Origin of the sequence: Bacteroides faecium (genome assembly GCF_012113595.1) — a bacterium.
Taxonomy (GTDB): domain Bacteria; phylum Bacteroidota; class Bacteroidia; order Bacteroidales; family Bacteroidaceae; genus Bacteroides; species Bacteroides faecium.
In genome coordinates, this window is record NZ_CP050831.1 from 3,722,440 (window position 1) to 3,743,827 (window position 21,388).

At 42.9% G+C, this 21,388-nt stretch carries 17 protein-coding genes; 11 read left to right on the top strand and 6 right to left on the bottom strand.

The features are described 5' to 3' along the window. The first annotated feature begins 7 nt into the window (after nucleotides 1–7). From BacF7301_RS13490 to BacF7301_RS13540, 11 genes are all read left to right on the top strand, one after another. A complete protein-coding gene (locus BacF7301_RS13490; RefSeq protein WP_245208235.1) occupies nucleotides 8–1,225 on the top strand; it encodes a hypothetical protein in 1,218 nt (405 codons plus the stop codon). A gap of 39 nt (nucleotides 1,226–1,264) precedes the next feature. After that, entirely contained in the window at nucleotides 1,265–1,813 is a 549-nt protein-coding gene (locus BacF7301_RS13495; RefSeq protein WP_167963568.1) for a hypothetical protein, read from the top strand. Between the two features lie 19 nt (nucleotides 1,814–1,832). Further along, nucleotides 1,833–2,162, top strand: coding sequence for a hypothetical protein (locus tag BacF7301_RS13500; RefSeq protein ID WP_167963570.1), 330 nt, complete (start codon nucleotides 1,833–1,835; stop codon nucleotides 2,160–2,162). 10 nt (nucleotides 2,163–2,172) lie between these two features. Beyond that, a complete protein-coding gene (locus BacF7301_RS13505) occupies nucleotides 2,173–3,384 on the top strand; it encodes a radical SAM peptide maturase, CXXX-repeat target family (RefSeq protein WP_167963572.1) in 1,212 nt (403 codons plus the stop codon). Nucleotides 3,385–3,388: 4 nt separating this feature from the next. Then, nucleotides 3,389–4,330 (top strand): CXXX repeat peptide maturase, encoded by a 942-nt coding sequence (locus tag BacF7301_RS13510; protein WP_167963574.1) that lies wholly within the window; start codon nucleotides 3,389–3,391, stop codon nucleotides 4,328–4,330. Then, nucleotides 4,327–4,599: a CXXX repeat peptide modification system protein gene (locus BacF7301_RS13515; RefSeq protein ID WP_073348064.1), complete on the top strand. Its 273-nt coding sequence runs from the start codon at nucleotides 4,327–4,329 to the stop codon at nucleotides 4,597–4,599. The genes BacF7301_RS13510 and BacF7301_RS13515 overlap by 4 nt, the downstream gene beginning before the upstream one ends. A 68-nt stretch (nucleotides 4,600–4,667) precedes the next feature. Next, entirely contained in the window at nucleotides 4,668–5,141 is a 474-nt protein-coding gene (locus BacF7301_RS13520; protein ID WP_245208236.1) for a lipocalin-like domain-containing protein, read from the top strand. A 161-nt stretch (nucleotides 5,142–5,302) separates the two neighbouring features. Then, nucleotides 5,303–5,497 (top strand): transcriptional regulator, encoded by a 195-nt coding sequence (locus tag BacF7301_RS13525; protein ID WP_167963576.1) that lies wholly within the window; start codon nucleotides 5,303–5,305, stop codon nucleotides 5,495–5,497. Further along, a complete protein-coding gene (locus BacF7301_RS13530; protein ID WP_167963578.1) occupies nucleotides 5,485–5,766 on the top strand; it encodes a virulence protein in 282 nt (93 codons plus the stop codon). Before BacF7301_RS13525 ends, BacF7301_RS13530 begins: the two co-directional genes overlap by 13 nt. Nucleotides 5,767–6,275: 509 nt before the next feature. Then, nucleotides 6,276–9,416: a SusC/RagA family TonB-linked outer membrane protein gene (locus BacF7301_RS13535; RefSeq protein WP_245208237.1), complete on the top strand. Its 3,141-nt coding sequence runs from the start codon at nucleotides 6,276–6,278 to the stop codon at nucleotides 9,414–9,416. 13 nt (nucleotides 9,417–9,429) lie between these two features. After that, complete coding sequence (locus BacF7301_RS13540) at nucleotides 9,430–10,953, top strand: RagB/SusD family nutrient uptake outer membrane protein (RefSeq protein ID WP_167963580.1); 1,524 nt, start codon at nucleotides 9,430–9,432, stop codon at nucleotides 10,951–10,953. A gap of 83 nt (nucleotides 10,954–11,036) precedes the next feature. On the opposite strand, the gene BacF7301_RS13545 is transcribed toward BacF7301_RS13540, so the two are convergent. The 6 genes from BacF7301_RS13545 to hepC form a co-directional block, all read right to left on the bottom strand. Further along, the gene (locus BacF7301_RS13545; protein WP_167963582.1) at nucleotides 11,037–13,655 is read right to left on the bottom strand and encodes a DUF4962 domain-containing protein; all 2,619 of its coding nucleotides are present in this window, start codon (nucleotides 13,653–13,655) and stop codon (nucleotides 11,037–11,039) included. A 25-nt stretch (nucleotides 13,656–13,680) separates the two neighbouring features. Then, nucleotides 13,681–14,949, bottom strand: a complete 1,269-nt coding sequence (locus BacF7301_RS13550; RefSeq protein WP_167963584.1) for a sugar MFS transporter — start codon at nucleotides 14,947–14,949, stop codon at nucleotides 13,681–13,683. Next, complete coding sequence (locus BacF7301_RS13555) at nucleotides 14,946–15,917, bottom strand: ROK family protein (RefSeq protein WP_167963586.1); 972 nt, start codon at nucleotides 15,915–15,917, stop codon at nucleotides 14,946–14,948. The genes BacF7301_RS13550 and BacF7301_RS13555 overlap by 4 nt, the downstream gene beginning before the upstream one ends. Nucleotides 15,918–15,961: 44 nt before the next feature. Continuing rightward, nucleotides 15,962–17,590, bottom strand: coding sequence for a PHP domain-containing protein (locus BacF7301_RS13560; protein ID WP_167963588.1), 1,629 nt, complete (start codon nucleotides 17,588–17,590; stop codon nucleotides 15,962–15,964). Between the two features lie 24 nt (nucleotides 17,591–17,614). Next, entirely contained in the window at nucleotides 17,615–19,225 is a 1,611-nt protein-coding gene (locus BacF7301_RS13565; RefSeq protein WP_167963590.1) for a sulfatase family protein, read from the bottom strand. Nucleotides 19,226–19,386: 161 nt separating this feature from the next. Then, complete coding sequence (hepC, locus tag BacF7301_RS13570) at nucleotides 19,387–21,387, bottom strand: heparin-sulfate lyase HepC (RefSeq protein WP_167963592.1); 2,001 nt, start codon at nucleotides 21,385–21,387, stop codon at nucleotides 19,387–19,389. Nucleotide 21,388: the final 1 nt, after the last annotated feature.

Below are 21,388 nucleotides of genomic sequence, written 5' to 3' on the forward strand. Positions count from 1 at the left end.
TAAAGAAATGAGAAAAGTAAGACTTTTGATAACGGTACTATTGGTAACGTTCGTGTTTTCTGAGTCTGGGGCACAGGAAACCGTTCAACAAGATATGAAATATCGTCGTAGTTCTATCTATAGCATACTTGTAAGCCATAGCGAACAGGACTTCTGTGACGAGATAAAAGAACAGTTCCTGGCGATTCCCGTTCCTGATAAATATAATGATCATGGGTTGAGTATAAATGCTGTTGTTGTAGACTGTAAAGGAAAATACACAGAAGATATTACGGACTTTATCAATCGTAACCATATAGCCAGCCGACTTGTAGGGAAATGGTTTAATAGGAACATTCTAACGGGAGAGTGTGACATGGAACTGGTAAAAGAACGTGGTCTTTATAATGCGTCTGAATTTGATAAGGAACTGGCAAAACGCTCAAAGAGGGGGATAGCCATGTTGCAAGATGCTGGAGAGGATTTAATAGGAAATACCTACTTATTGGTAAATGAGGTTCGCTATATAGATAAAAATGCCCGTGCCAAAACATGGGGACTGGCTTTGACTGTACTTGGTGGTGTTGCCGGAATGGCCACCGGCAATAGCGATTATGTAAAATTGGGACAAAATTATGGTGATATTGTAGCTACACTGAAGGGCTTCTCTGTGAAAATACATACCCGTCTTTATCAACTGATATGGAATGAAGAAATTGCAAATCAGTTTTATACTCTTTACTACTCGGAGAAAGCGGATGAGCAAAAGAAGTTTACCTTCGAGAAGAATCGGAGGGCGTTTCAGATGAAATATGTTGGTGAAGTGGAATCCAGTGGTGCTAAAACGTCTTTCTTGGGTATAAAAGAAGAAGAACCCTTGCAAATGATTCGTAAAGCCTGCCAACGGGCTATTGATGAAAATGTGGCTGACTTACAAAAGAAATATGAACAGTTTAAAATAAAAGCTCCAGTCTTGAATGTGGAGCCGGCTATTACTGTGCAGATAGGAAAAAAAGAAGGCATCGACAAAAATTCCAGATTTGAAGTTCTTGAAGCCAGAGAAGTAGAGGGTAAGATTGAATACAAACGGATGGGCATTATTAAACCTGTTGCCGATAAAATATGGGATAACCGTTATATGGCAGCGGAAGAGGGGGCTTATGGAGCTGATTTGAAAGCTACAACTTTTGTCAAGGTTAGTGGTGGCGATTTTTATCCGGGAATGCTTGTACGAGAAATCAAATAGTATTGAACTAACATTAGTATTCACTTAAATTAATTATTTATGAAAAAGAATCAGAAACAGAGAAACGGCTTGCATAGTCGGTTCTTAAAGAAAGTCGGACTGTTTTGCTTTATGCTGGCTGTGTTTCCTTCGTTGTGCCATGCAATCGATTGGACACCTAAATATGCAGGAGGGATGCATATTGGTTATGGAACGAGTTCGACAGTGAACGATGTGAAGACTTATTCTGCCCGTGCCATGTTGGGAATGCTTCATGGAATCATGTGGGGGGATTATCTTCAGACATCAATTGGTGTAGATGCTCATATGTTGACGCATTATTACAAGGGGCAGGGTTTGCGTTTTGCCATGACGGGTTACGTCGATTTGCGGGGTTTTTATCCTGTGACCTCTGACTTTTCACCGTTCGTGGATTTGGCATTGGGTGCAGGGCACTCGCTGAAGCCGTCAGGTGGCAAAACTTCTTTCTATTGCGAATTCGGACCAGGCATAAAGTACAAAAAGTTCACTCTTAGTTGTGGCTTACAGAAGTTCGGGAACGATAAAGGCTCTTCTCATTTTTATGTAAAGACAGGTTTTTATTTCTAATATTTAAAGGATTATATTTATGAAAAAGAAAAATAACAACGACGAACTAATTTCCAGAAGACAGTTTTTTAAGAAAGCGGCAGGACTTGTACTTCCGGCAATAGCATTGACTGCATTACCAAGTATTCTCACTTCATGTGAAATTGATGAACCGCCTTTGGATGATACTGGAGGAGGTTGTTCGGATTGTAGTGGGAAATGCAAGGATACTTGCAGCGGGCAGTGTACGAGAACTTGCGCAACTTCATGTAGGGGAAAAGCGCTTACTATTCCTTCCAGTTGTAACCACAGTTGCAAAGGAGAATGTTATTCCAGTTGTACGGGTACATGTAAGAATTCAAGTAAATGATAATTGCTGAATGGAAATAAAAGAACAAGATGCCGGTTGGCAGTTTGGAAGGACAAAGAATATTACTTTCATTGTCACAAAAGACTGCCAGCTTGCTTGCAAGTACTGTTATCTTGTAGGTAAGAATACAAAAGAACGCATGTCTTGGGAAGTAGCTAGGCAAGCTGTTGACTATATTTTGGAACGGGAAGAAGAATTCCGGGAAGAATCCGTTGTCTGGGATTTTATCGGAGGAGAACCCTTTTTGGAAATAGGTTTGATAGATAGGATATGCGATTATATTAAGGTGGAACTGTTCCGGCGAAACCACCATTGGTTTAACTCTTATCGTTTCTCGTTCTCTACTAATGGCATTAATTACCATGAAGAGAAAGTGCAGAATTTTATCAAGAAGAATAGAGAGCATTTAAGTATCGGCATCACTATAGACGGTACGGAGATGAAACATGACCTGAATCGTGTGTATAAAATAACGGATCGGGGTTCTTATAAAGATGTGGCGCGTAATATACCATTATGGTTGGAACAGTTCCCAAATGCGGGAACGAAAGTAACTATCAGTAGTGCGGACATTCCTTACATTAAAGAAAGTGTTCTCCACCTGTATAGTATTGGCATACACGAAGTTAACATAAACTGTGTTTTTGAACCCGTCTGGAAACAAGGAGATGAGGCTCTTTTTGAGGAACAACTTATACAGTTGGCCGATGTGATTATAGATGGAGGATATTATCAGGATTACACTTGTTCGTTTTTTACAGAACATATAGGCAAACCTATGGATTGTGTACTGGATAATCAGAATTGGTGTGGAGCCGGTATGATGCTTGCTGTGGATGCAGCAGGTAATTTCTATCCTTGTACTCGTTTTGCCCAATACTCTTTGCGCAGTAAGAAAGCATGGATTATCGGAAATATTCATGATGGCATTGACAAAAACAAGCTTCGTCCATTCTTAACTCTTGACCGTTGTACGCAGAGTGCGAAAGAATGTATTGATTGTGAGGTAGCTAGTGGCTGTGCATGGTGTCAAGGTGAGAACTACGATGCTGCCGACACTCCAACTATTTATCAGCGGAGCACTGCTATCTGCAAAATGCACAAGGCACGCGTTCATGCCAATAACTATTACTGGAACAAGCTTTTCCGTAAACTGGAATTGGAGGGTGAGTGTGATGAGTTTGGGAAAAGGCAAAAGATGTCAAACAATGTAATTTGTTAACGCTATGATTCAATATCTGATTATACAATTAGACGATACAAGTACGTCTTTCTGTTATTATGAAAATAGCGGTAAGGCACGTAGGCTGATAGCTTTGGATGATTTGAAAGCAGGTATATTTTTTGCTATGAAACAAAATTTATCGATTCAGTTTGTGTATCCCGATTACGAACTTCCTGATGAGTATAAGGAAACTATTGAAACTATTGACCATAGCAAGATTGTTCCCGTCGGTTGTCGGGAAGAAGCAGATGTGATGGTTTTCAATGACTGGAACACATTTTTGAGTTTTCAGTTTGCTTCAGGTCAAACTTATGTGCTTCGAACATCAAAAAAGGATTTCTTTGATAAGTATTTGTCTTTAGATTGTATTCTACCAAGGATATATCGTTTAAATATCGTATTTACTGATATAGCCGACTTTACAGATGTAGACTTTACTATTTACAAGCAAGTATTACAAGCTATTTCGAAGATGATTTCGGCATGTTATGCTCAGGGAGAGAATCCGCAACTTAATTTGCTGACTGACCGTATCATGTTAGACAGGATGAACAATTGCAATGCCGGATGGGAAAGCATAACATTGGCACCTGATGGGAAGTTTTATGTTTGTCCCGCTTTTTATCTGGAAGGTGAAGAAGCTGCCATAGGAGATTTGAAAAAAGGTCTTGACATCAAGAATCCGCAACTTTATCGTTTGGATTATGCTCCTCTGTGCCGTATCTGTGATGCTTATCAGTGTAAACGTTGTATTTATCTAAACAGGAAAACTACGTTGGAAGTAAATACTCCTTCGCATGAACAATGTGTTGTTTCACATCTGGAACGAAATGCGGCACGTGCATTATTAGCTGTTACCCGTCAATCAGGGAATGTTTGTATGAAAAACGTAGAAATAAAAGAAATAAGGTATCTGGATCCTTTTGATATAATAAAGAAATGAGAAAAGTAGTTGGAAAAGTGACAGAGGAAGAGAAGTGTGAAATTCAACAACTCTTTGAACGTCAGAATGGCTTGAATGAATTAGCTAAAATTGTATCTGCTGATAACGATGCTTTATATGAGAAATTAGTGAAGGACTTAGGCGAGACTGGAGCCAAGTTTCAGGACTGGTGGAATCGTATGGCGGAGTATTATCAGTGGGAGAGTGGAGAAGGCGCTCATTGGGAGATTGATTTTGTGACTAATGATATTAACTTAGTTTATGAATGAGGTTTTCTTGAATGAATGTTGGGAATGAGTGATTTTTTAGTATAAACAATTAGTAAAATGAATGTATTATGAAGCAAATTTTATGGAAAATGGCTGCATGTATGGCAGTAGTGCTGTTATCGTTTAGTGTATGTTCTTGTGGCGATGATGATGAAGATTCGGTGGGTTCACGTGATTTGTTACTTGGAACTTGGAATGGTGTGTACTATCTCGACCAGGAATGGGAGGATGGTGAAATGGTGAATAACCATAAAGAGGATTTTGTGAATGGTACCAATCGCTATTCTATTGAATTCAAAGAAGATGGAACTTACGTAGAGAAAGATGTCTATAATCTTTCAGGTGGTACTAATTATTATCATGGAACATGGACATATTCAGGTAATAAGCTTACCATGATTGATGCTGACGACGAAGGATATACAGAAGTTTGGACGGTGACCAAGATGACTGAGACAGAGCTAGTGTATGAACTTCGTGAAAAAGAGAAAGAAGATGGAAGCGTGTATGAATATTATGAGCAACACGCTTTTGTGAGATAATTTCAGATTAGTAAAGGACAATTTCTACATTTTCATAATGAAACAGGAGAGTGATAATAAGCTTTCCTGTTTTTTATTGATAGGATAATAATTAGTAAAACGTTTGTTCGTGCAAATTTAAGTACTTATCTTTGTTCTCATAAATTAAATGGTAACTCGTTATGAAAGTAGGAGACAAAGTATTAGTATCACCCGATTTGACTATGCTTGCCGACTGGACGCCGGCAACGGTGATAGAGGTTGAAAACAATCCCTTTATTGGCATTGTCATCTCTGCAAAGACAGATAAGGGAGTTATCTTTTTCGGGCAGAAAGATTTGTTTAAACCACTAAAAGAAGAGGAATGTTTGCAATAAGTTTCGATATGGTCATTTCAAATCTCAAAAAGCATTATGGTGAACCTTACAATAATGCTTATTTTGAAATAAAGGAAGTTTTAAGACGAAATGGCTTTAACTGGGTGCAAGGTAGTACTTATCTAACCGAAAGTGATGATTTGGGAAATGTAATTAAAGCGATCATGGACTTGTCTAAAATAGATTGGTTTAAAAAATCTGTCCGTGATATTAGAGGTTACAAAGTAGAAAACTGGTCTGATTTTACGGATATAGTAAAGAATGCGTAGCATTAAATTCAATGAACTTTGAAAAAAGGAAAGAATAGGGAAAACAGGAGAGTGATAATAAACTCTCCTGTTTTTTTTGTTATTCCGCATATAAGCTATTAAGAAAGTCTGCCTAACGGAAAAGAAACAAGAAAAGTAAAATAAAGTTTGTCTGTCTTAATTTAACTCTCTATATTTGCACGTCCAGCTAGCCCCAGAGGGGGCGGCGGGACATTTTATTTAAGAAAGGCGTTTACCAAACGTTATCTTCTGAACTCAAATCTCGCAAATTTGAAATCTACAAGAAGATAAGGCAACGGAAAGCGTCCACTTAGGGTGTTTTATCAAACATTACGCTATGCGTAGTGTTCTGCATATTTCATCTTGGCGTGGGCTAGCTGGCGTTGCTTATCCTTGTAGATGGGCAATGCGAGAGCCTGAGTTCGGGATAAGCAAAAGTACAGACTCCCATGCCTTTTTTATATTTACCGCTCAATCCGGGGAGGCTATAAGCTACAAATAACACGCAAATGAATTACAAAGCTCGCAAGTCTTTATTTTATTCTTTGAATGCAGTCCCTATTAAAATTATCGGAACTTTTTGTGCTCTTTTCTTGTGTATGACTACCTATGCGCAAGATGTTACTGTGCGGGGAAAAGTCACTTCTCATGGAGAGGGAATGGCAGGTGTGACCATTGTTGTGAAAGACAGTAATGGACGGCAAGGTACAATAACATCCATTGATGGCGATTACTTATTGAAAGTCGATGGGAAAGGATCTCTTGTCTTTTCGTATATAGGCTATGAAACGATGGAAGTTCCGGTAAAAGGACGTACAACTGTCAATGTAGAGATGAAGGAAACCTCTCTGGCAGTTGATGAAGTAGTCATTACCGTACCTTACGGAACTGTCAAGAAATCCACCTTCACCGGTTCTGCCGGAGTGGTTGATAAAAAGTTGATTGCATCATCACAAGTCAGTAGTGTTTCGAAAGCATTGCAAGGTAGTGTGGCAGGTCTGCAATCATTCTCAACGAGCGGGCAACCCGGAGAAGATGCCAGTATATATATTCGTGGTATCGGTTCGGCCAATGCGTCTACCAATCCGCTTTATGTAGTGGATGGCGTTCCTTACGATGGGGCTTTGTCTTCCATCTCTTCACAAGATATTGCTTCTATCACGGTGTTGAAAGATGCTGCCGCTGCTACGTTATACGGTTCACGTGCTGCGAACGGTGTGATTATGATTACCACCAAACAAGGTGTTGACTCTGCTCCGGTTATCGAGTTGTCTGCCAAGTATGGTTTCTCAAGTCGTGCGGTAAGAGATTATGACCAGTTAAGCACGAATGATTATTTCACGCTACAATGGGAAGCTATGCGCAATAAATACATGGATGACGGTCATTCGACAGAAGATGCTGCGCAGAGATCTTCGTCCGAGTTGATATCTACTATCGGTATCAATCCTTATGGAAGCAAGTATGGCCAGCCGGTGGGTATTGACGGTAAACTGGTGGCAGGAGCTACGCCCTTGTGGGACGATAGTTGGGAGGACGCTTTGACGCAAGACGCTCACTATACGGATTTAAGCGCCCGAATCTCAGGTGGAAGTAAGAAGACGAAATATTATTTCTCATTGGGGTATCTGGACGATCAGGGTGCATATATCTGCTCAGGCTTCAAGCGTTATACATTACGTACTAATATCACTTCTGATTTGCGCGACTGGTTACAGGTCGGCTTGAATGTTTCGGGAACTCATTCTATTCAGGATTATCCGAAGCAGAATGATACCGCAATCGGTAACATCGTATTGGCTGCGCGTTCATTACCTTCTTTTTATCCGGTATATGAACGGAATCCTGATAACGGCGAATATTTGCGGGATGACGATGGAAATAAAATCTATGACTACGGAAATTATCGTAAGAGTTCCTATCGCGGGTATAATTTTGTCCAATCCATGCCTTATGACAAAAATGAAATAAAGAGAGATGCGGCTTCGGTACGTGGATATTTGCAGGTAGCTCCGCTTAAGGGACTGACTTATAAGATGTCCTTGAGTATAGATTACAACAGTAAGTTTTCGCATGATTACACAAATCCCACTTATGGAAAGGAGCCTTTGGTGGGTTCGGTGAGCAAACATAATTACCGGACTACAGGTATGACATTTAATAATGTGGTAAACTGGGAGCATAATTTTAAAGAGCTTCACAATATCCGTTTGATGGCAGGTCAGGAGTATTATGAATATAACACTTCCAACTTCGGAGGATCACGTTCCGGTGTTATCACTGATGGCTTTTTTGAACCGGACGCAGCTTCTACATTGACGGGTTTCAGTGGAAATAGCGACCAGTATAAACTGCTCAGTTATTTCGGAAGTGCCGAATATTCTTTCAACCAGCGTTATTTCTTATCGGCATCCATGCGTACCGACGGATCGTCACGTTTTCATCCCGACAATCGTTGGGGAACATTCTGGTCGTTCGGTGCTTCCTGGAAAATCCATCAGGAGTCTTTTATGAAAAGTGTAGCCGACAGATGGCTGTCAAACCTGAGTCTTCGTGCCAGTTATGGTGCTCAAGGCAATGATAATGTAGGTTATTATGCTTATCAGGAATTATATGGTATCGGTAGCTTCCTGGGTGAGACTACTCTTCACGCTTCCCGTCTGGCAACTCCTGATTTGTCGTGGGAAACGAATTTGAACTTTAATATCGGTCTGGATTTCGGCTTCTTGAATAACCGTATCAATGGTACGATTGAATACTTTAACCGTGCGTCCAAAGATTTGTTGTTCAGTCGTGATTTGGTATCTTCTTCCGGTTTCAGTTCCATTGATGCGAATATTGGTAAATTGAAAAACTATGGTTGGGAATTTACTGTGAATGCTACACCTGTATTGACTCGTGACTGGACATGGCGGTTGTCGGTAAATATGACGACTTATAAAAATAAAATAGTGCAATTACCTACGGAAGTAATGTGGCAAGGCAGCAAGAAATGGGTACAAGGCGGTTCATTGTATGACTTCTGGCTGTATGAATGGGGAGGTGTAGATCCCGAAACCGGAGATGCACAATGGGCTTATTATGACGCTGACGGTACGAGGCATTTGACCGATGACTATTCGGCTCTGACTTCTGATAAGAAAGTGAAAGCCGGTAGCTCTTTACCGAAATTGAGTGGTGGTTTCCAGTCAGACCTTACATGGAAAGACCTGTCGTTATCTATGTTGTTCTCTTATGGTATCGGTGGAAAAATCTATAATAATGATATAACGATGCTGATGAGAGTAAACGGTGGTAACGGAGATAGCATGAGTAAAGAGCTCTTGAACCGCTGGACACCGGAAAATACAAATACAGATATTCCACGGTTGACGCAGGATGGTACAAGCAAGTTTACCTCTTCTTCTACGCGTTGGCTGGTAGACCGTTCTTTCCTTCGTTTAAAGACAATAACACTCAACTATAACTTACCGAAGAAATGGTTGCACCCGCTGACTTTAAAGGATGCAAGCGTGTTTGTTCAAGGTGAAAATATGCTGACATTCAGCAAACAGCAGGGACTTGACCCGGAACAGCCGGTCAGTGGTATGGCTTCTTTCCGTTATCCGGCTATGAAGACAATTTCATTTGGTATCAATGTAAAACTTTAAAATGAATACAACAATGAAGATAAACCTTAAAAATGTATGTGGAGTTATTTTGATGGTATGTGCGGTGGTGTCATGTGATTTGGATACTACTCCTACCACTTCATTAGACGCTCCGAATGTATATAAAGATACGAAGAATGCGGAACGTGTGTTGAGGGGTGCGTGGAACTATATTTTTAATTCGGGTTCTACCTATGCATCCATTGGCATGGGTTCTATAATGCTGAATGACGATTTTGCCGGTTCGGACGCTGTAAGGACAAGAAGCTACGGTTTCTCCGGAAGTTATAACTTGACAAACGGGTATGCTCGTGGTGAGTATAATGGGGTGCTTTGGGATTTGATGTATGATCCGATTAATAACTGTAACGGCATATTGAAGTATATAGATGATGCGGCAGGTACGAAAGAAGATAAGGCCCGGATCAAGGGACAAGCATTTGCTACACGTGGGTATGCATATATGATTTTGGCTACGCATTATTCTTTTGCCATTGATAAAGATCCGAATGCTGTTTGCGTTCCAATATATACTGAACCGACGGATAACGAAGTTGCTTTGACGGGAAAACCGGCTTCCAGTGTATCAGAAGTTTTTGCTCAGGCTTTGAGTGATTTGGAGGATGCCTTGTTGCTGATTCCGGAAAACTACTCACATGGAAATGACGCAAATGCCCAGTATCAGATTGATTATTCTGTAACGCTGGGCTTGCTGGCACGTACTCATCTGTATGCTCGTAACTGGCAGAAGGCATATGACTATGCATCAGATGCCTTGGCAATTAACTCTTATTTGATGAATGAGAATGAATATAAGAGTGGATTCAATGATTATACCAATAAAGAGTGGATGTGGGGCTTGTCATGTACGATTGATGACAATATGCCCTGTTATCTGTTTTATTTCAAAGACTGCACATCCGACGCTTATACAAGTCTTAATGTCGATCCTTATTTCAAGGAAGAGTTTGAAGAGGGTGACTACCGCAAGGATTTATTCGACTGGGGACAGACGGCTTATGGAGACTGGGCTATGTTGAATAAGAAATTCATATTCAAAGACCTCGACAATATGTTGGCGGATTTAGTGATGATGCGTACATCGGAGATGTATTTGATTAAAGCTGAGGCGGCTGCTCATCTGGCCGGTAAGGCGGGTGAAGCACAACAACTATTGAAGACTTTGCGTGATGCCCGCATGAAGGAAGGTAAAACGGCAACGGCGGTTACGGAAACCGGTGATGCGTTGATACAGGAAATATGGAAAGAGCGCCGTAAGGAATTGTGGGGAGAAGGTTTTGCTTTGACTGACCTCATTCGTAACCAGCAATCGGTAGAGCGTAAGGAATATAATGGAAAGATTACAGTGGGTGATAAAGAAATATCCGTTAAGGGACATACTATTATCAGTCTGCCGGATAATACTCCCTTTGTTCCGAATAGTAAGTATTACTTGTTCCGTATTCCTGAAAAGGAAGAGTTGCAGAATACCGGACTTTATTCAAAATATCCGAGATTGTCTATTTATGATTTATAAAATCATATATCTATAAAAATGTCCCATTCTTCTTTTATTGTCAAAAGGAGAATGGGACATTTTTTTGTATTAAAGGATATTGATTATATCTCAAAATCAGGTAAATAGTCCGTCAGAACCTTGTTGACCTGTTTGCCTTTCACCTGGTCAGTAACAACCGTTGCACCTTCCTTTTTACCTGCATCATAATTCAAAGAAACCTTTTCAGCCTTATTAGTGACACTGATAGCGGCTTTTCCTTTATCTGTCAGATTACAAGTGATAGTCCAATCGCCTACCTGTATGGTATTGCCTTTACGAATCACTTCCATGTCCGAACGGTTGTTCCCGTGTGTATCCATAACCGTTAAGAAACGGGCAGTCTTGCAAGGAACCGTTGTAGAGGAGAAATGCCAGTGATTGGGATATTTCAGAGCTTTTCCCTGAGCATTCGTTACATTCTTCCAGTTGGTCGGAGCGCAGAAGAAAGTATCTACGATGGCTTGTCCCGTCTTTGCCGAACTGAATAGATGGGCAACGGAAATACCGCCGGCCTTGTTCTTTCCAGTGATTTTTACTTCGTTGGGCATTTCCTGCATTTCCATAGGAAGTTCTACCGTATGCAGAAGATAACTCCATGTTACAGCTTCTTTTCCTTCCAGTTCATCATAGATTACATATACTCCGGTAGTTCCCAATTGAATGATGTGGCGACGGAACATATTTACTTTGTTCTCATCCCAGCCTTTTTCAGGTGTGTATTGAGTGCCGGAGAGTTCACCGCGCTTCAGCCATAGGGGAGAAGTCACCTTGCCATAAGCGTTGGACGCATCTCCGACCATATACGAAATCTTTTCCCCTTCATACCAGCGTGGAATCCATCCGTATCCTTCCGTACCTATCTTCTGGGTCATTCCGTTGACGAGGATACTGTTATGCGCACGTGTGTTACGATAGGAGTACATGCAATGGTCGTCTGTGAATCCCGTGCGGTGTCCGCTACTGTAGAAAATTGCATTTCCACCATAGAATGTATTGAAAGCGTTCTGATTGGCAAGTGCATGAGAAGTAGAACCGTAAGGGCTGGAACGGAATGAAAGCATTGCATTCTTATCTATTTCTCCCAAAGAGGTATTCATTGTTGCAATTCCTGTTTCATTAAACACCTTTGCCATGGGAAGTTCAGCCAATGAATGCTCTTCTTCCGGCAAAGATTTCTTTGTCGTACAACGATACCAAGTCAAGTCACCGGATTTTCCTAAGAGTGTTTTCTTCATAATATCCGGTTCTTTTTCCAATATCGTGCGTACATAAGCGGCCGCCCATGGATTGTTACATTCGCGTGCCAATGCATCCGCATAACCTACCCGTGTTCCGTTCGGTCTTAGCTTTGACTCGTGCGAATTACCTTGTCCGGCAGATTTCGAGAATGGCGGTTGCTGGTAAATAACGTAAAGTGCGTTATTGTTATACCAGGGGTCGGCAAAGAAGTCGAATCCGCTGATACGGGAGTAGAAAGCGGGGACTTCGATTAGCGTACGCAGGTTGACCTGGAAATAAGAATCACCGTTGTGCCATCCACCGTCGGTATTAAGTCCCGGCAGACGGGATACCCATTCATTGTAGCAATAATCCACCCAAGTGGAAGCCATCGGAAGTTCCCCATATGTAGCAAAGGCTGCCATATTCAGAATACGGAACGTCATTTGCCAAACGTGGTTGTCGGCAATACGGTTTTCTAGGTGGTTGACGTATTCGTGATAGAACTTCTTGCCGTTGTCACGGATGGTTCTTATAAGCAGTTTTTTCTCTTCTGGTGTCAGCAGGTTATACCATGCGTCATAAGCCGAAGTACTCATGGACAGGATAGTGGAACGATTGAAGTCTCCTGCGAAATATTTACTATTCTTCCAGGAAAGAATTTCGGAAAGGCGTTTGATACCTTCTTTATAATACACTTCATCTTTAGTCAGCAAATAGGCGCGTACCATTGCTTCGATATTCGCTTCTTCACGGTCTACAATCTTCCGGCTCTCACGAATCAGGGCGGAGCGATACTGTACAATATTGGTCAGTTTGACAACTTGTGTCGTATCAATCTCTTCTTCCAGATGTTTCAACGGATGATTGAGGCATTTGTTGGCTTTCTTGATATACGCGTGTGCTTCCGGGTTATTCTTATTCCGTTCGATAATATTATCCCAGTCGTTGGCATCAAGCAAGATGCGGGGATGAGTTTTAGGCAATTTAGCCAATACTTCTTGCAGCGAAGGCGGATTGAACGTTCGTGTCTGGTCGTCTACATAAAAATGGTAAACAGGTGACCATTCTTCCTTTCCGTCTTTGTCTACATAGGCGTGCTGCCAATACCATTTCCCTTTCCCGAACAACTTGAAAGGGTTGAAGAAAGCCCACTTTCTTTCCGCAGTAATTACTTCTGATTTGAACTCTGAATCGCGCGCAATACGGATACGGTAAGTCACTTCCGGTTTGTAATCCTCTTCTTCTACACCGTCGAGAACAGCACCGAGATGAGGAAACTTGTCCGGCCACATGAAGCGTGGCGGATTGACTGTTATATGCTGTCCGTCCAGTGGAGAAGGCGTTTCGCGGACTTCATGCATTAATGTCTGTTGACTCAGATGCATGATGCCTTTCTGTGCATATCCGTTTGCAGACAGCAGGATGGAGAACAATAGGAAAATATAGGTTCGTTGTTTCATTATTATATTATTTATAACTAATCGTTCATCGTCTTTTAAACAACTCTTTCAATTTCACCGTCTTGTTGTTAATCAACGGGCGAGCCCAGAAACCGATAAAGGTGATGTATCCTACAAAAACGAGGATAAACAGCATACCTGTACGAAGTGATGTCGCATCCGCTATTGTACTGACAATCATCGGCCCACCGGCTCCGCCTACGATTGCTGAACACAGGATGCCGGCAAAAGAACCGTGATGCTGTGAGGCGGAATTCAGTGCCAATGAGAATACGATGGAATACATCATCGAAATGCTGAATCCGATAGCAGGGAAGGCAATTAACGATATTTCTTTGTTTCCGAACAGTGCGGAGAGCAACAGTACAACCGTCAATACTCCTGAGAACTGCAACAATCGTTTGCTGTCAATCAACTTTAATAACACCATGCCTACCAGGCATCCGGCAGTCATCAATCCCCAAAAGTAGCTTACAGCTTGCGCGCCGTCGGTCTGCGGGTTCACTCCATGATATTGTTCAAGGAATGTGCTCATAAAGATAGATGTTCCCTGTTCCGTGCTTACATAGCAGAAGATTCCCAAGAAAAACAACCAGACATATTTCTGTTTGAATAAAGCCAGGTATGAGTCCTTGGAACCGCTTTTTTCGTCTTCTTTCAATTCGATTTTCGGGAAACGGGATACACTGACAGCGATTAACATTACCAGCAGAATCAATGCGAATACCCAGTAAAGAGATACCCAAGGCATTTCACGTGGGGTTATGTCTGCCAGTAAATCAATAAAGAATCCTTTTCCGGCTGTGTAAGTTACAGGGTCGAGTTCCCGAATCAAGTACGTATATACCAATGGGCTCAGGAAGGAAGCGATTCCAAACATGAATTGTGCCAGTTCGGCAACGAAAGCATAGTTTTCTTCGCCGCCTACGGTACGTTGAAGCGGATTCAATACAGTTTGCAACATAGCCATTCCCAATCCGATAATGAAAGAAGAAGCCAGCAACATCGGATAGGTGTGCATACAGGCAAACAAGATTGTTCCGATAAACGGCATCAGGAATCCACCGAATAGTACAGGCTTTTCACCGAAACGGTCGATAAGCAGTCCGGCAGGGATGGACATGATGGCGTAAGCCAGGAAGAAAGAAGTCGGGATAAATCCCGCCATCGCCAGGTCGCTCAGGTTGAAATTGTGAATAATGTCCGGAATGAGTGGTCCCAGGATATTAGTAATGAATGAGATGGTGAACCAGAACGCCATAATCAGCGCCAGCATTCCTAAATTTCTTTTCATAATTTAATTAGATTGGGAGCGGAAAATTGAGTAAATATAAGTGAGGCGGCTCCGATACTTCCGGCTTTGTTGCCTAATGCGGCAGCCATGATTTCCGTATTCACGGCACAGTCGGAGATGGCATAGCGGTGAGCTTTCTCACTGACTTTCCGGATATAGAAGTCTCCGGCTTCCGATAATCCACCGCCTATCACAACCTTTTGCGGGCTGAAGATATTGATAAATCCGGCAATTCCATGCCCCAGGAAATCACAATGTTCTTCGAGGGATTCGGTGGCAATCCTGTCACCTTCTTTGTAAAGACGTACAATCAATTCTCCGTTAATTTCTTCACCCGGATAAGAAATACCGGCTTCCGTTATCCGTTGGCTGAAGCGTCTCACCAAAGCAGAAGTAGAAGCATAATGCTCCAGGCAGCCGACAGAACCACAGGCGCAAGGTTCGCCATTGGCAATTAAAGGCACATGTCCCAATTCCGTTCCGCGGTTGGCATAGCCATTGAACAGTTTGCCGTCGATGACTACCGCACCGCCGATGCCGGTTCCTACCGTTAAGAACACAACATGGGTAGCACCTTGCCCGGCTCCATACATCGTTTCGCCCAATCCCATCAGATTAGCGTCATTTCCCAATAAAGCCGGAATACCGGTTTCCGATTCAATGCGGTCTGCCAAGTGCAGGTTTTCCCAGCCTTTGATATTTTCCGCACCACCCAGAACAATATGGTTCGTACAGTCTACGATTCCCGGTGTTCCGATTCCTATACCGTCCACCTTTAGTCCTTGCTTTTCTGCAAAAGCCTTCACTTCATTGATGGCGGCAACCAACTGCCCGATGACAGCTTCTGCTGATACATCGGCTTTCGACGGCAACTTCCCTTGAAAATGAAATACGCCTTCATTATCAATAAGGGCGTATTTCACAGAAGTTCCGCCAAGGTCTATCCCTATAGCGTATTCTTTTTCCATATCTGCAAAGTAATGCTTGATACTTATTACTTAATACTTGAAAATCACACTCTTTCTGCCCATATTGGTGAACTCCAAGCCCATTGTCCGTCACGTTGGCGGGCGCGTACATAGTAATAATCCGTATCACGTTGAGGCTCCTTGTCTTCCATGTAGTGCTCTACTGTGAAGCAGCTTTCCGGCATAGCACGGTTGAAGAGGATTGCTTCGCTCAACCAGCCGATCATGAAGTGTGAACGTGAACCTTCGAGCAATTCGCCCAATGTATGTTCAAACTTCTTGCCGTTGAATTCAGCGATAATCTTACCGTCTTTCGGCATCTCAACATCAAGGATTACTGCTTGCATGGCCGCAGTCGTCGTATTCGGATTCTTGCTGCTATACATATCCAGTTCGGTTTCCTTGTCGCCAACAGACACGATGCGGTTGACGTGTGTGTGGAACTCTGTTTCACCTTCTTGCGGAGAAGTGAAAGCTGCACCACGGAAACAAGGAGTCACGCCATGGAGTTGTCCTTTGTCTAATGACAATTTGCCCTGCCAATGTACGTATTTCTCTTCACGATTCCAACCGAAATCAACTTTAACTTTGCAACGTACCGTATCACCTTCCGGAGCAACCGGAGTCAACGGGCCGTTCATACGAGCCAGAATCTGTCCGTTCTTTACAATATCTACATAGTCGATACAGCTTTCACCCGTTACGTTCAGATAGATGCGACGGCTGTTACCACGAACTACATCTCCCATAAGAGCATCGTTCAAACGGAAATCTATAAGAATCTTATCACCTGTCGCAGCGCATACGTGACGGGTGCGGAGTGCTTCCCAGATAGCGTCACGGGTCAGTGACGGAGCCAGTACGCCGATACGTCCATCGCCATAACTTCCCGGATAACCGGAGTGCTGGTCGGTGGAAGCCATAATACCGAATTTGTTACCTAGTTCAAGACCATATTGGATGGTCCCTTCCCATTGGCGCGGTCCCATATCATGCAGGTAAGGGTAATCGCCCTGGTCGCTTTCTGCCAGACCGTGGCGGGAGTACATTTCTACGAACGGAGTAATATCACCTTCGGTAAAGCATTTCCAGTTGTAACCGCGGTAGCCGCCCTGGTATCCCATATGATGCGGAGTAACGAATACCTTATGTCCTTTAGCCTTTTCTTTCCAGTCCTCGATTGAAGTACATTCTACAAGCGGTGCATCCAAATCATAGTTCAGTGCAACATGATCCCCATGTTCCATGCTATGAGCTTCGTATCCTACGAAAGTCAGGAATTCACCTTCCTTGTTGTACTCATTCGTCATTTTTACATATTTCTCGTAACCGCCTTCACGTAAACGTTTGAAAGCGCCTGTGTGGTAGTCGATTACCCATTTCAGACGAGGGTCGTCCGCACCGGGAATATCCGGCCACATGGCATGAGGGGTTACACTGACAAAATCCAATTGTCCTTTCGCCGCTTCAAAAGCGTCGCGCATATCGCCGTGTCCGTATGTGATGTTACAGTGGTTATGTAAGTCGCCCCAATACATTTTGAGGTTGCTTGCTGATGGCATAATTTTTTTGGCATCCTTGCTTCCTGGTGCGCAAGCACCCAGTAAACTGCCCGAAGCTGCCAATCCGAGGAAAGACCAGCCTGTGTTTTTTAAAAAACTTCTTCTATCCATGATATAATTGTTTTTGGTTAATCTTTATCTATTTTTCATCAGTCTTCTGTCGCCTTGGAAAAGAACTTTTTCCTTTTCATCGGGGTCAGTGTCCTTATATTGCTTTTGGGTATCCTGGAGAAGCTGCATCAATTCCTTTTGCTTCTCTGCATATTCCGGCTTACCAAAGACGTTGTTCATTTCTCTCGGGTCGGCTTTCATATCATACATTTCCCATTCGTCAATGTCGTTGTAGAAATGAATGAGTTTGAAATCTTGTGTACGGATACCATAGTGGCGCTTTACAGAATGTTCAGCCGGATATTCGTAGTAATGGTAGTAAGCGGCTTTGCGCCAGTCGGCGGGAGTTTTGCCTTCGTTTGCCAATATCGGTTTCAAGGATGCGCCTTGGATATCAGACGGGATTTCCACTCCGGCAAAGTCAAGGAAAGTAGGGGCGAAGTCCACGTTCATGCTGATGGCGTTGCTGGTGCTTCCTGCTTTGATAGCTTTCGGATAACGGATAATAAGCGGCATACGTTGACATTCTTCGTACATGAAGCGTTTGTCGAACCAGCCGTGTTCGCCAAGGAAGAAACCTTGGTCGGAAGTGTAGACAATAATGGTGTTGTCCAGTTCACCAATCTTTTCGAGATAATTCATCAGGCGACCGATATTTTCATCTACCGCTAATGTGGTAGCCAGATAGTCGCGCATATACTGTTGATACTTCCAACTGATTAATGCTTTGCCTTTCAAATCGCCTTTGCGATATTCTGCGATACGCTGTGCATATACGGAATCCCATTTATCCTGTACTTCGAGAGGCATACGCTTATATACGCTGTAAAGACGGTTTGTCGTATCTTTCAACATCTCTTCGCGGGTCAATAGTTTGAGATCCCAGTCATTCGTCAGTGTGTGCTCGATAGACATGTCTTGTTCGCGGGCTGCTCTTCCACGACCTTCGTAGTCATCGAACAGGTTGGCGGGTTCGGGGAAAGTAGTATTGTTGAAGATGCCGAGATAGCGGGGAGCAGGCATCCAGTTGCGGTGCGGTGCTTTCTGGTGATACATCATGCAGAACGGTTTATTCTTATCACGGCCTTCAAGGAATTCGATGGCTTTGTCAGTGATAATATCTGTTGCATATCCTTTTTCTACGATATGCTTGCCGTCTTCCCAGAAGTCGGGGTCGTAATAATCGCCCTGTTCGTGCTGACCGCTAAGGATGCTCCAATGGTCGAAGCCTTGCGGTTCGCTGATAAGATGCCATTTACCAATCATTGCGGTCTGGTATCCGGCTTGTTGGAGAAGTTTGGGGAATGTCTGTTGGTCACCGTTGAATGTGCTTGCGTTATCGGTAAAACCGTTTTCGTGGCTGAATTTGCCGGTGAGGATACAAGCGCGTGACGGACCGGAGAGGGCGTTGACTGCATAACAGTTGTCAAAACGGATACCTTCGTTGGCAATCCGGTCCATGTTGGGAGTCTGAATCAAGTTTCCGCCATAGCAGGACATGGCTTGAGTGGTATGGTCGTCCGTCATCATAAAGATGATGTTCGGTCGTTTAGTTTCTTCTTTCTTCTGATTGCCGCAGGAAGCAAGGCTTAGTGCAGCTAATGGAAGGAGTAGGGTAGAGGGATTGTTTCTCATAATAAAGAGTATTTAGAGGAGAATGTGATATTAATAAACGAATAATAGCCGGATATGACTGTCATTCAGGGGATGCGTAGTGACGAAAAATCTCCTCTCTTTATAACGTAGAGAGGAGATTCTTCGCTACGCTCTGACCGGCATTGGTTAATGCCTGTTTATCAGAGTTTATATTTTAATGACTGTTTCTTTCCGTTCACTTTCACTTCTACTTCCAGTCCGTTTTCGTCGAACGCTTTGTTCTTGAACTTAGCTGCAAATTTAGGGGCATCTGCACTCTTCTTAACCGGGTAGATAACAGTGATATAACGTACAGCTTCTTCGCCGTCTTTCTTCACGTTGAATGATACATTCATACGTTTGTAACGTTTGCGGTAAGCAGTTGAACACCATCCGGGTTCTTTTTTCATACTCATACCGTCAGGACCAAAACATTGCAGTTTCATGTTGCTTCCATCTTCAAACTGAGTAAGGAATGTCATGTCTTCGCGGCTGTTTGCGATTTCTCCTTTCGGCATCTGGTAGTGAAGGTTGATGGAACCTTTGGCGCTGCCTGCCATTTCGTCTACAATAACAAAGTAAGTGTTATCAACGAAGAATACGGAACGGCGATGCTTCAAGTTCTTGTAACTTGGATTTTCGGTAACCAAAGTTTGGATGGCACCTTCCGGCTGCCACAGTTTGGTAACTGATTCTGTAGTATCCAGGTTTTTGTTGTTCAGGGTTACAGTATTGTGTACACAAGTCTGACGATGCCAGTTGCGTTGTTCCATCACTTCACCTTCTCCTGCATATACATATGAACCTGAATCCGGGAACAAGTTTTTGCCATTGAACCAAAGTTCGAATGTACCGTTGTCCGGCTGGCAGTGCCAGAATGCTTTCGGACCGGCTTTTACTACCATTTGGGTAGCATCCATCCCCCAGGAATTACGGAATACGAAGAAACCTGATTTCAAGAATCCCTTAGACATATAATCCGGCAATGCGCCTTCTTTACCTTCTGTTGCAAAGTATTTGATAGCCTGATTTTTCGGGAACAGTTTGCTCCATGATTTGTAGTTCTTCACCATTTCCTTCTTAGTTGTCAACTTAGCGTCGCTGAAACATGGGTTTGTGTAATCCGGGAAAGAAATGTTTGCATAGAACATAATCATGCTTTCGATTGTATCCAAATAGTCCTGTGGGAATTCCTTACGGAATCCGTTAGCGTCAGCGATACCTAATGCCTTGCAGAAAATATTGATAGCAGCGAGGTGATAGTGCGGGTCGAGTTCGAACTGTCCGCCATCTTCATATACCTGTACATGAATTTCACGGTTCAGGATGTCGATGCCACTCTTTCTCCAAGCCGGAGCATCTTTGAATTCCGGGAAGAAAGCGCCGGCATAAATCATGCGTTGAGCTTCGAATAGCAAGTGGTTACCCTGGTCGGAGTAGTTGCCTAAGATATGTATGGCATGCTTGTAATAATTCACTAAGAACTCAGTCAGGAAGTCCGGAGTGAAAGAAGGAGAAGGCAGGAACAACTGGAACTGTGAAGTCTGGTCTTGCAGACGATTGCTCACTTCCAGGGGACGCCATGCGAAACGTACGTTTTCTACTTCGCCCTTGATTTTTCCGTCGCTAACCATTTCATATTCTTTCTTGTCCATCTTCACCAACGGATTCTTTTTAATCCAGTCGATGTATTGGTGTGCCCATTCTTTGGCATATTTTTCGTCACCGGATACACGATAAGCTTTACCCATCGGAGTGAACCATTTGTGACGGTGAAGTTGCCAGCGAAGTTCGTTATCCTTTACCGGCCAGTACTGCCAGTTAATGTCTTCTCCGTAATTGTAAGAAGGCTGATAACCTTTATGAACAAAGAAAGTATGTTTCAGTGCATCGTCTGCCCATTGTTGCTCTTCTTTGCCGATAGTAACCTTTTTCAGATTAATATCCGGAGTTTTCACGTTGGTACGTGCACGGTAGTAGTCGAGCAATGCTTTTGCGGCATCTTCGTCTTTACCTTCCTGGTGCAGCGTTTTCACTTTTTCCAGTCCCGGATAGTCCAGGTTGAGAAGTGAAAATACTTCGCTTTTCAACTCCTGGGCGCTAGCTCTGCCTACAAAACAAACGATTGCCAGCAGAACGATATACTTTAAAGTTTTATTCATG

Bases quoted from the DNA above. Each gene is read 5' to 3' on its own strand.
- BacF7301_RS13490 (WP_245208235.1), top strand. From the start codon at position 8: ATGAGAAAAGTAAGACTTTTGATAACGGTACTATTGGTAACGTTCGTG.
- BacF7301_RS13495 (WP_167963568.1), top strand. From the start codon at position 1,265: ATGAAAAAGAATCAGAAACAGAGAAACGGCTTGCATAGTCGGTTCTTA.
- BacF7301_RS13500 (WP_167963570.1), top strand. From the start codon at position 1,833: ATGAAAAAGAAAAATAACAACGACGAACTAATTTCCAGAAGACAGTTT.
- BacF7301_RS13505 (WP_167963572.1), top strand. From the start codon at position 2,173: ATGGAAATAAAAGAACAAGATGCCGGTTGGCAGTTTGGAAGGACAAAG.
- BacF7301_RS13510 (WP_167963574.1), top strand. From the start codon at position 3,389: ATGATTCAATATCTGATTATACAATTAGACGATACAAGTACGTCTTTC.
- BacF7301_RS13515 (WP_073348064.1), top strand. From the start codon at position 4,327: ATGAGAAAAGTAGTTGGAAAAGTGACAGAGGAAGAGAAGTGTGAAATT.
- BacF7301_RS13520 (WP_245208236.1), top strand. From the start codon at position 4,668: ATGAAGCAAATTTTATGGAAAATGGCTGCATGTATGGCAGTAGTGCTG.
- BacF7301_RS13525 (WP_167963576.1), top strand. From the start codon at position 5,303: ATGAAAGTAGGAGACAAAGTATTAGTATCACCCGATTTGACTATGCTT.
- BacF7301_RS13530 (WP_167963578.1), top strand. From the start codon at position 5,485: ATGTTTGCAATAAGTTTCGATATGGTCATTTCAAATCTCAAAAAGCAT.
- BacF7301_RS13535 (WP_245208237.1), top strand. From the start codon at position 6,276: ATGAATTACAAAGCTCGCAAGTCTTTATTTTATTCTTTGAATGCAGTC.
- BacF7301_RS13540 (WP_167963580.1), top strand. From the start codon at position 9,430: ATGAAGATAAACCTTAAAAATGTATGTGGAGTTATTTTGATGGTATGT.
- BacF7301_RS13545 (WP_167963582.1), bottom strand. From the start codon at position 13,655: ATGAAACAACGAACCTATATTTTCCTATTGTTCTCCATCCTGCTGTCT.
- BacF7301_RS13550 (WP_167963584.1), bottom strand. From the start codon at position 14,949: ATGAAAAGAAATTTAGGAATGCTGGCGCTGATTATGGCGTTCTGGTTC.
- BacF7301_RS13555 (WP_167963586.1), bottom strand. From the start codon at position 15,917: ATGGAAAAAGAATACGCTATAGGGATAGACCTTGGCGGAACTTCTGTG.
- BacF7301_RS13560 (WP_167963588.1), bottom strand. From the start codon at position 17,590: ATGGATAGAAGAAGTTTTTTAAAAAACACAGGCTGGTCTTTCCTCGGA.
- BacF7301_RS13565 (WP_167963590.1), bottom strand. From the start codon at position 19,225: ATGAGAAACAATCCCTCTACCCTACTCCTTCCATTAGCTGCACTAAGC.
- hepC (WP_167963592.1), bottom strand. From the start codon at position 21,387: ATGAATAAAACTTTAAAGTATATCGTTCTGCTGGCAATCGTTTGTTTT.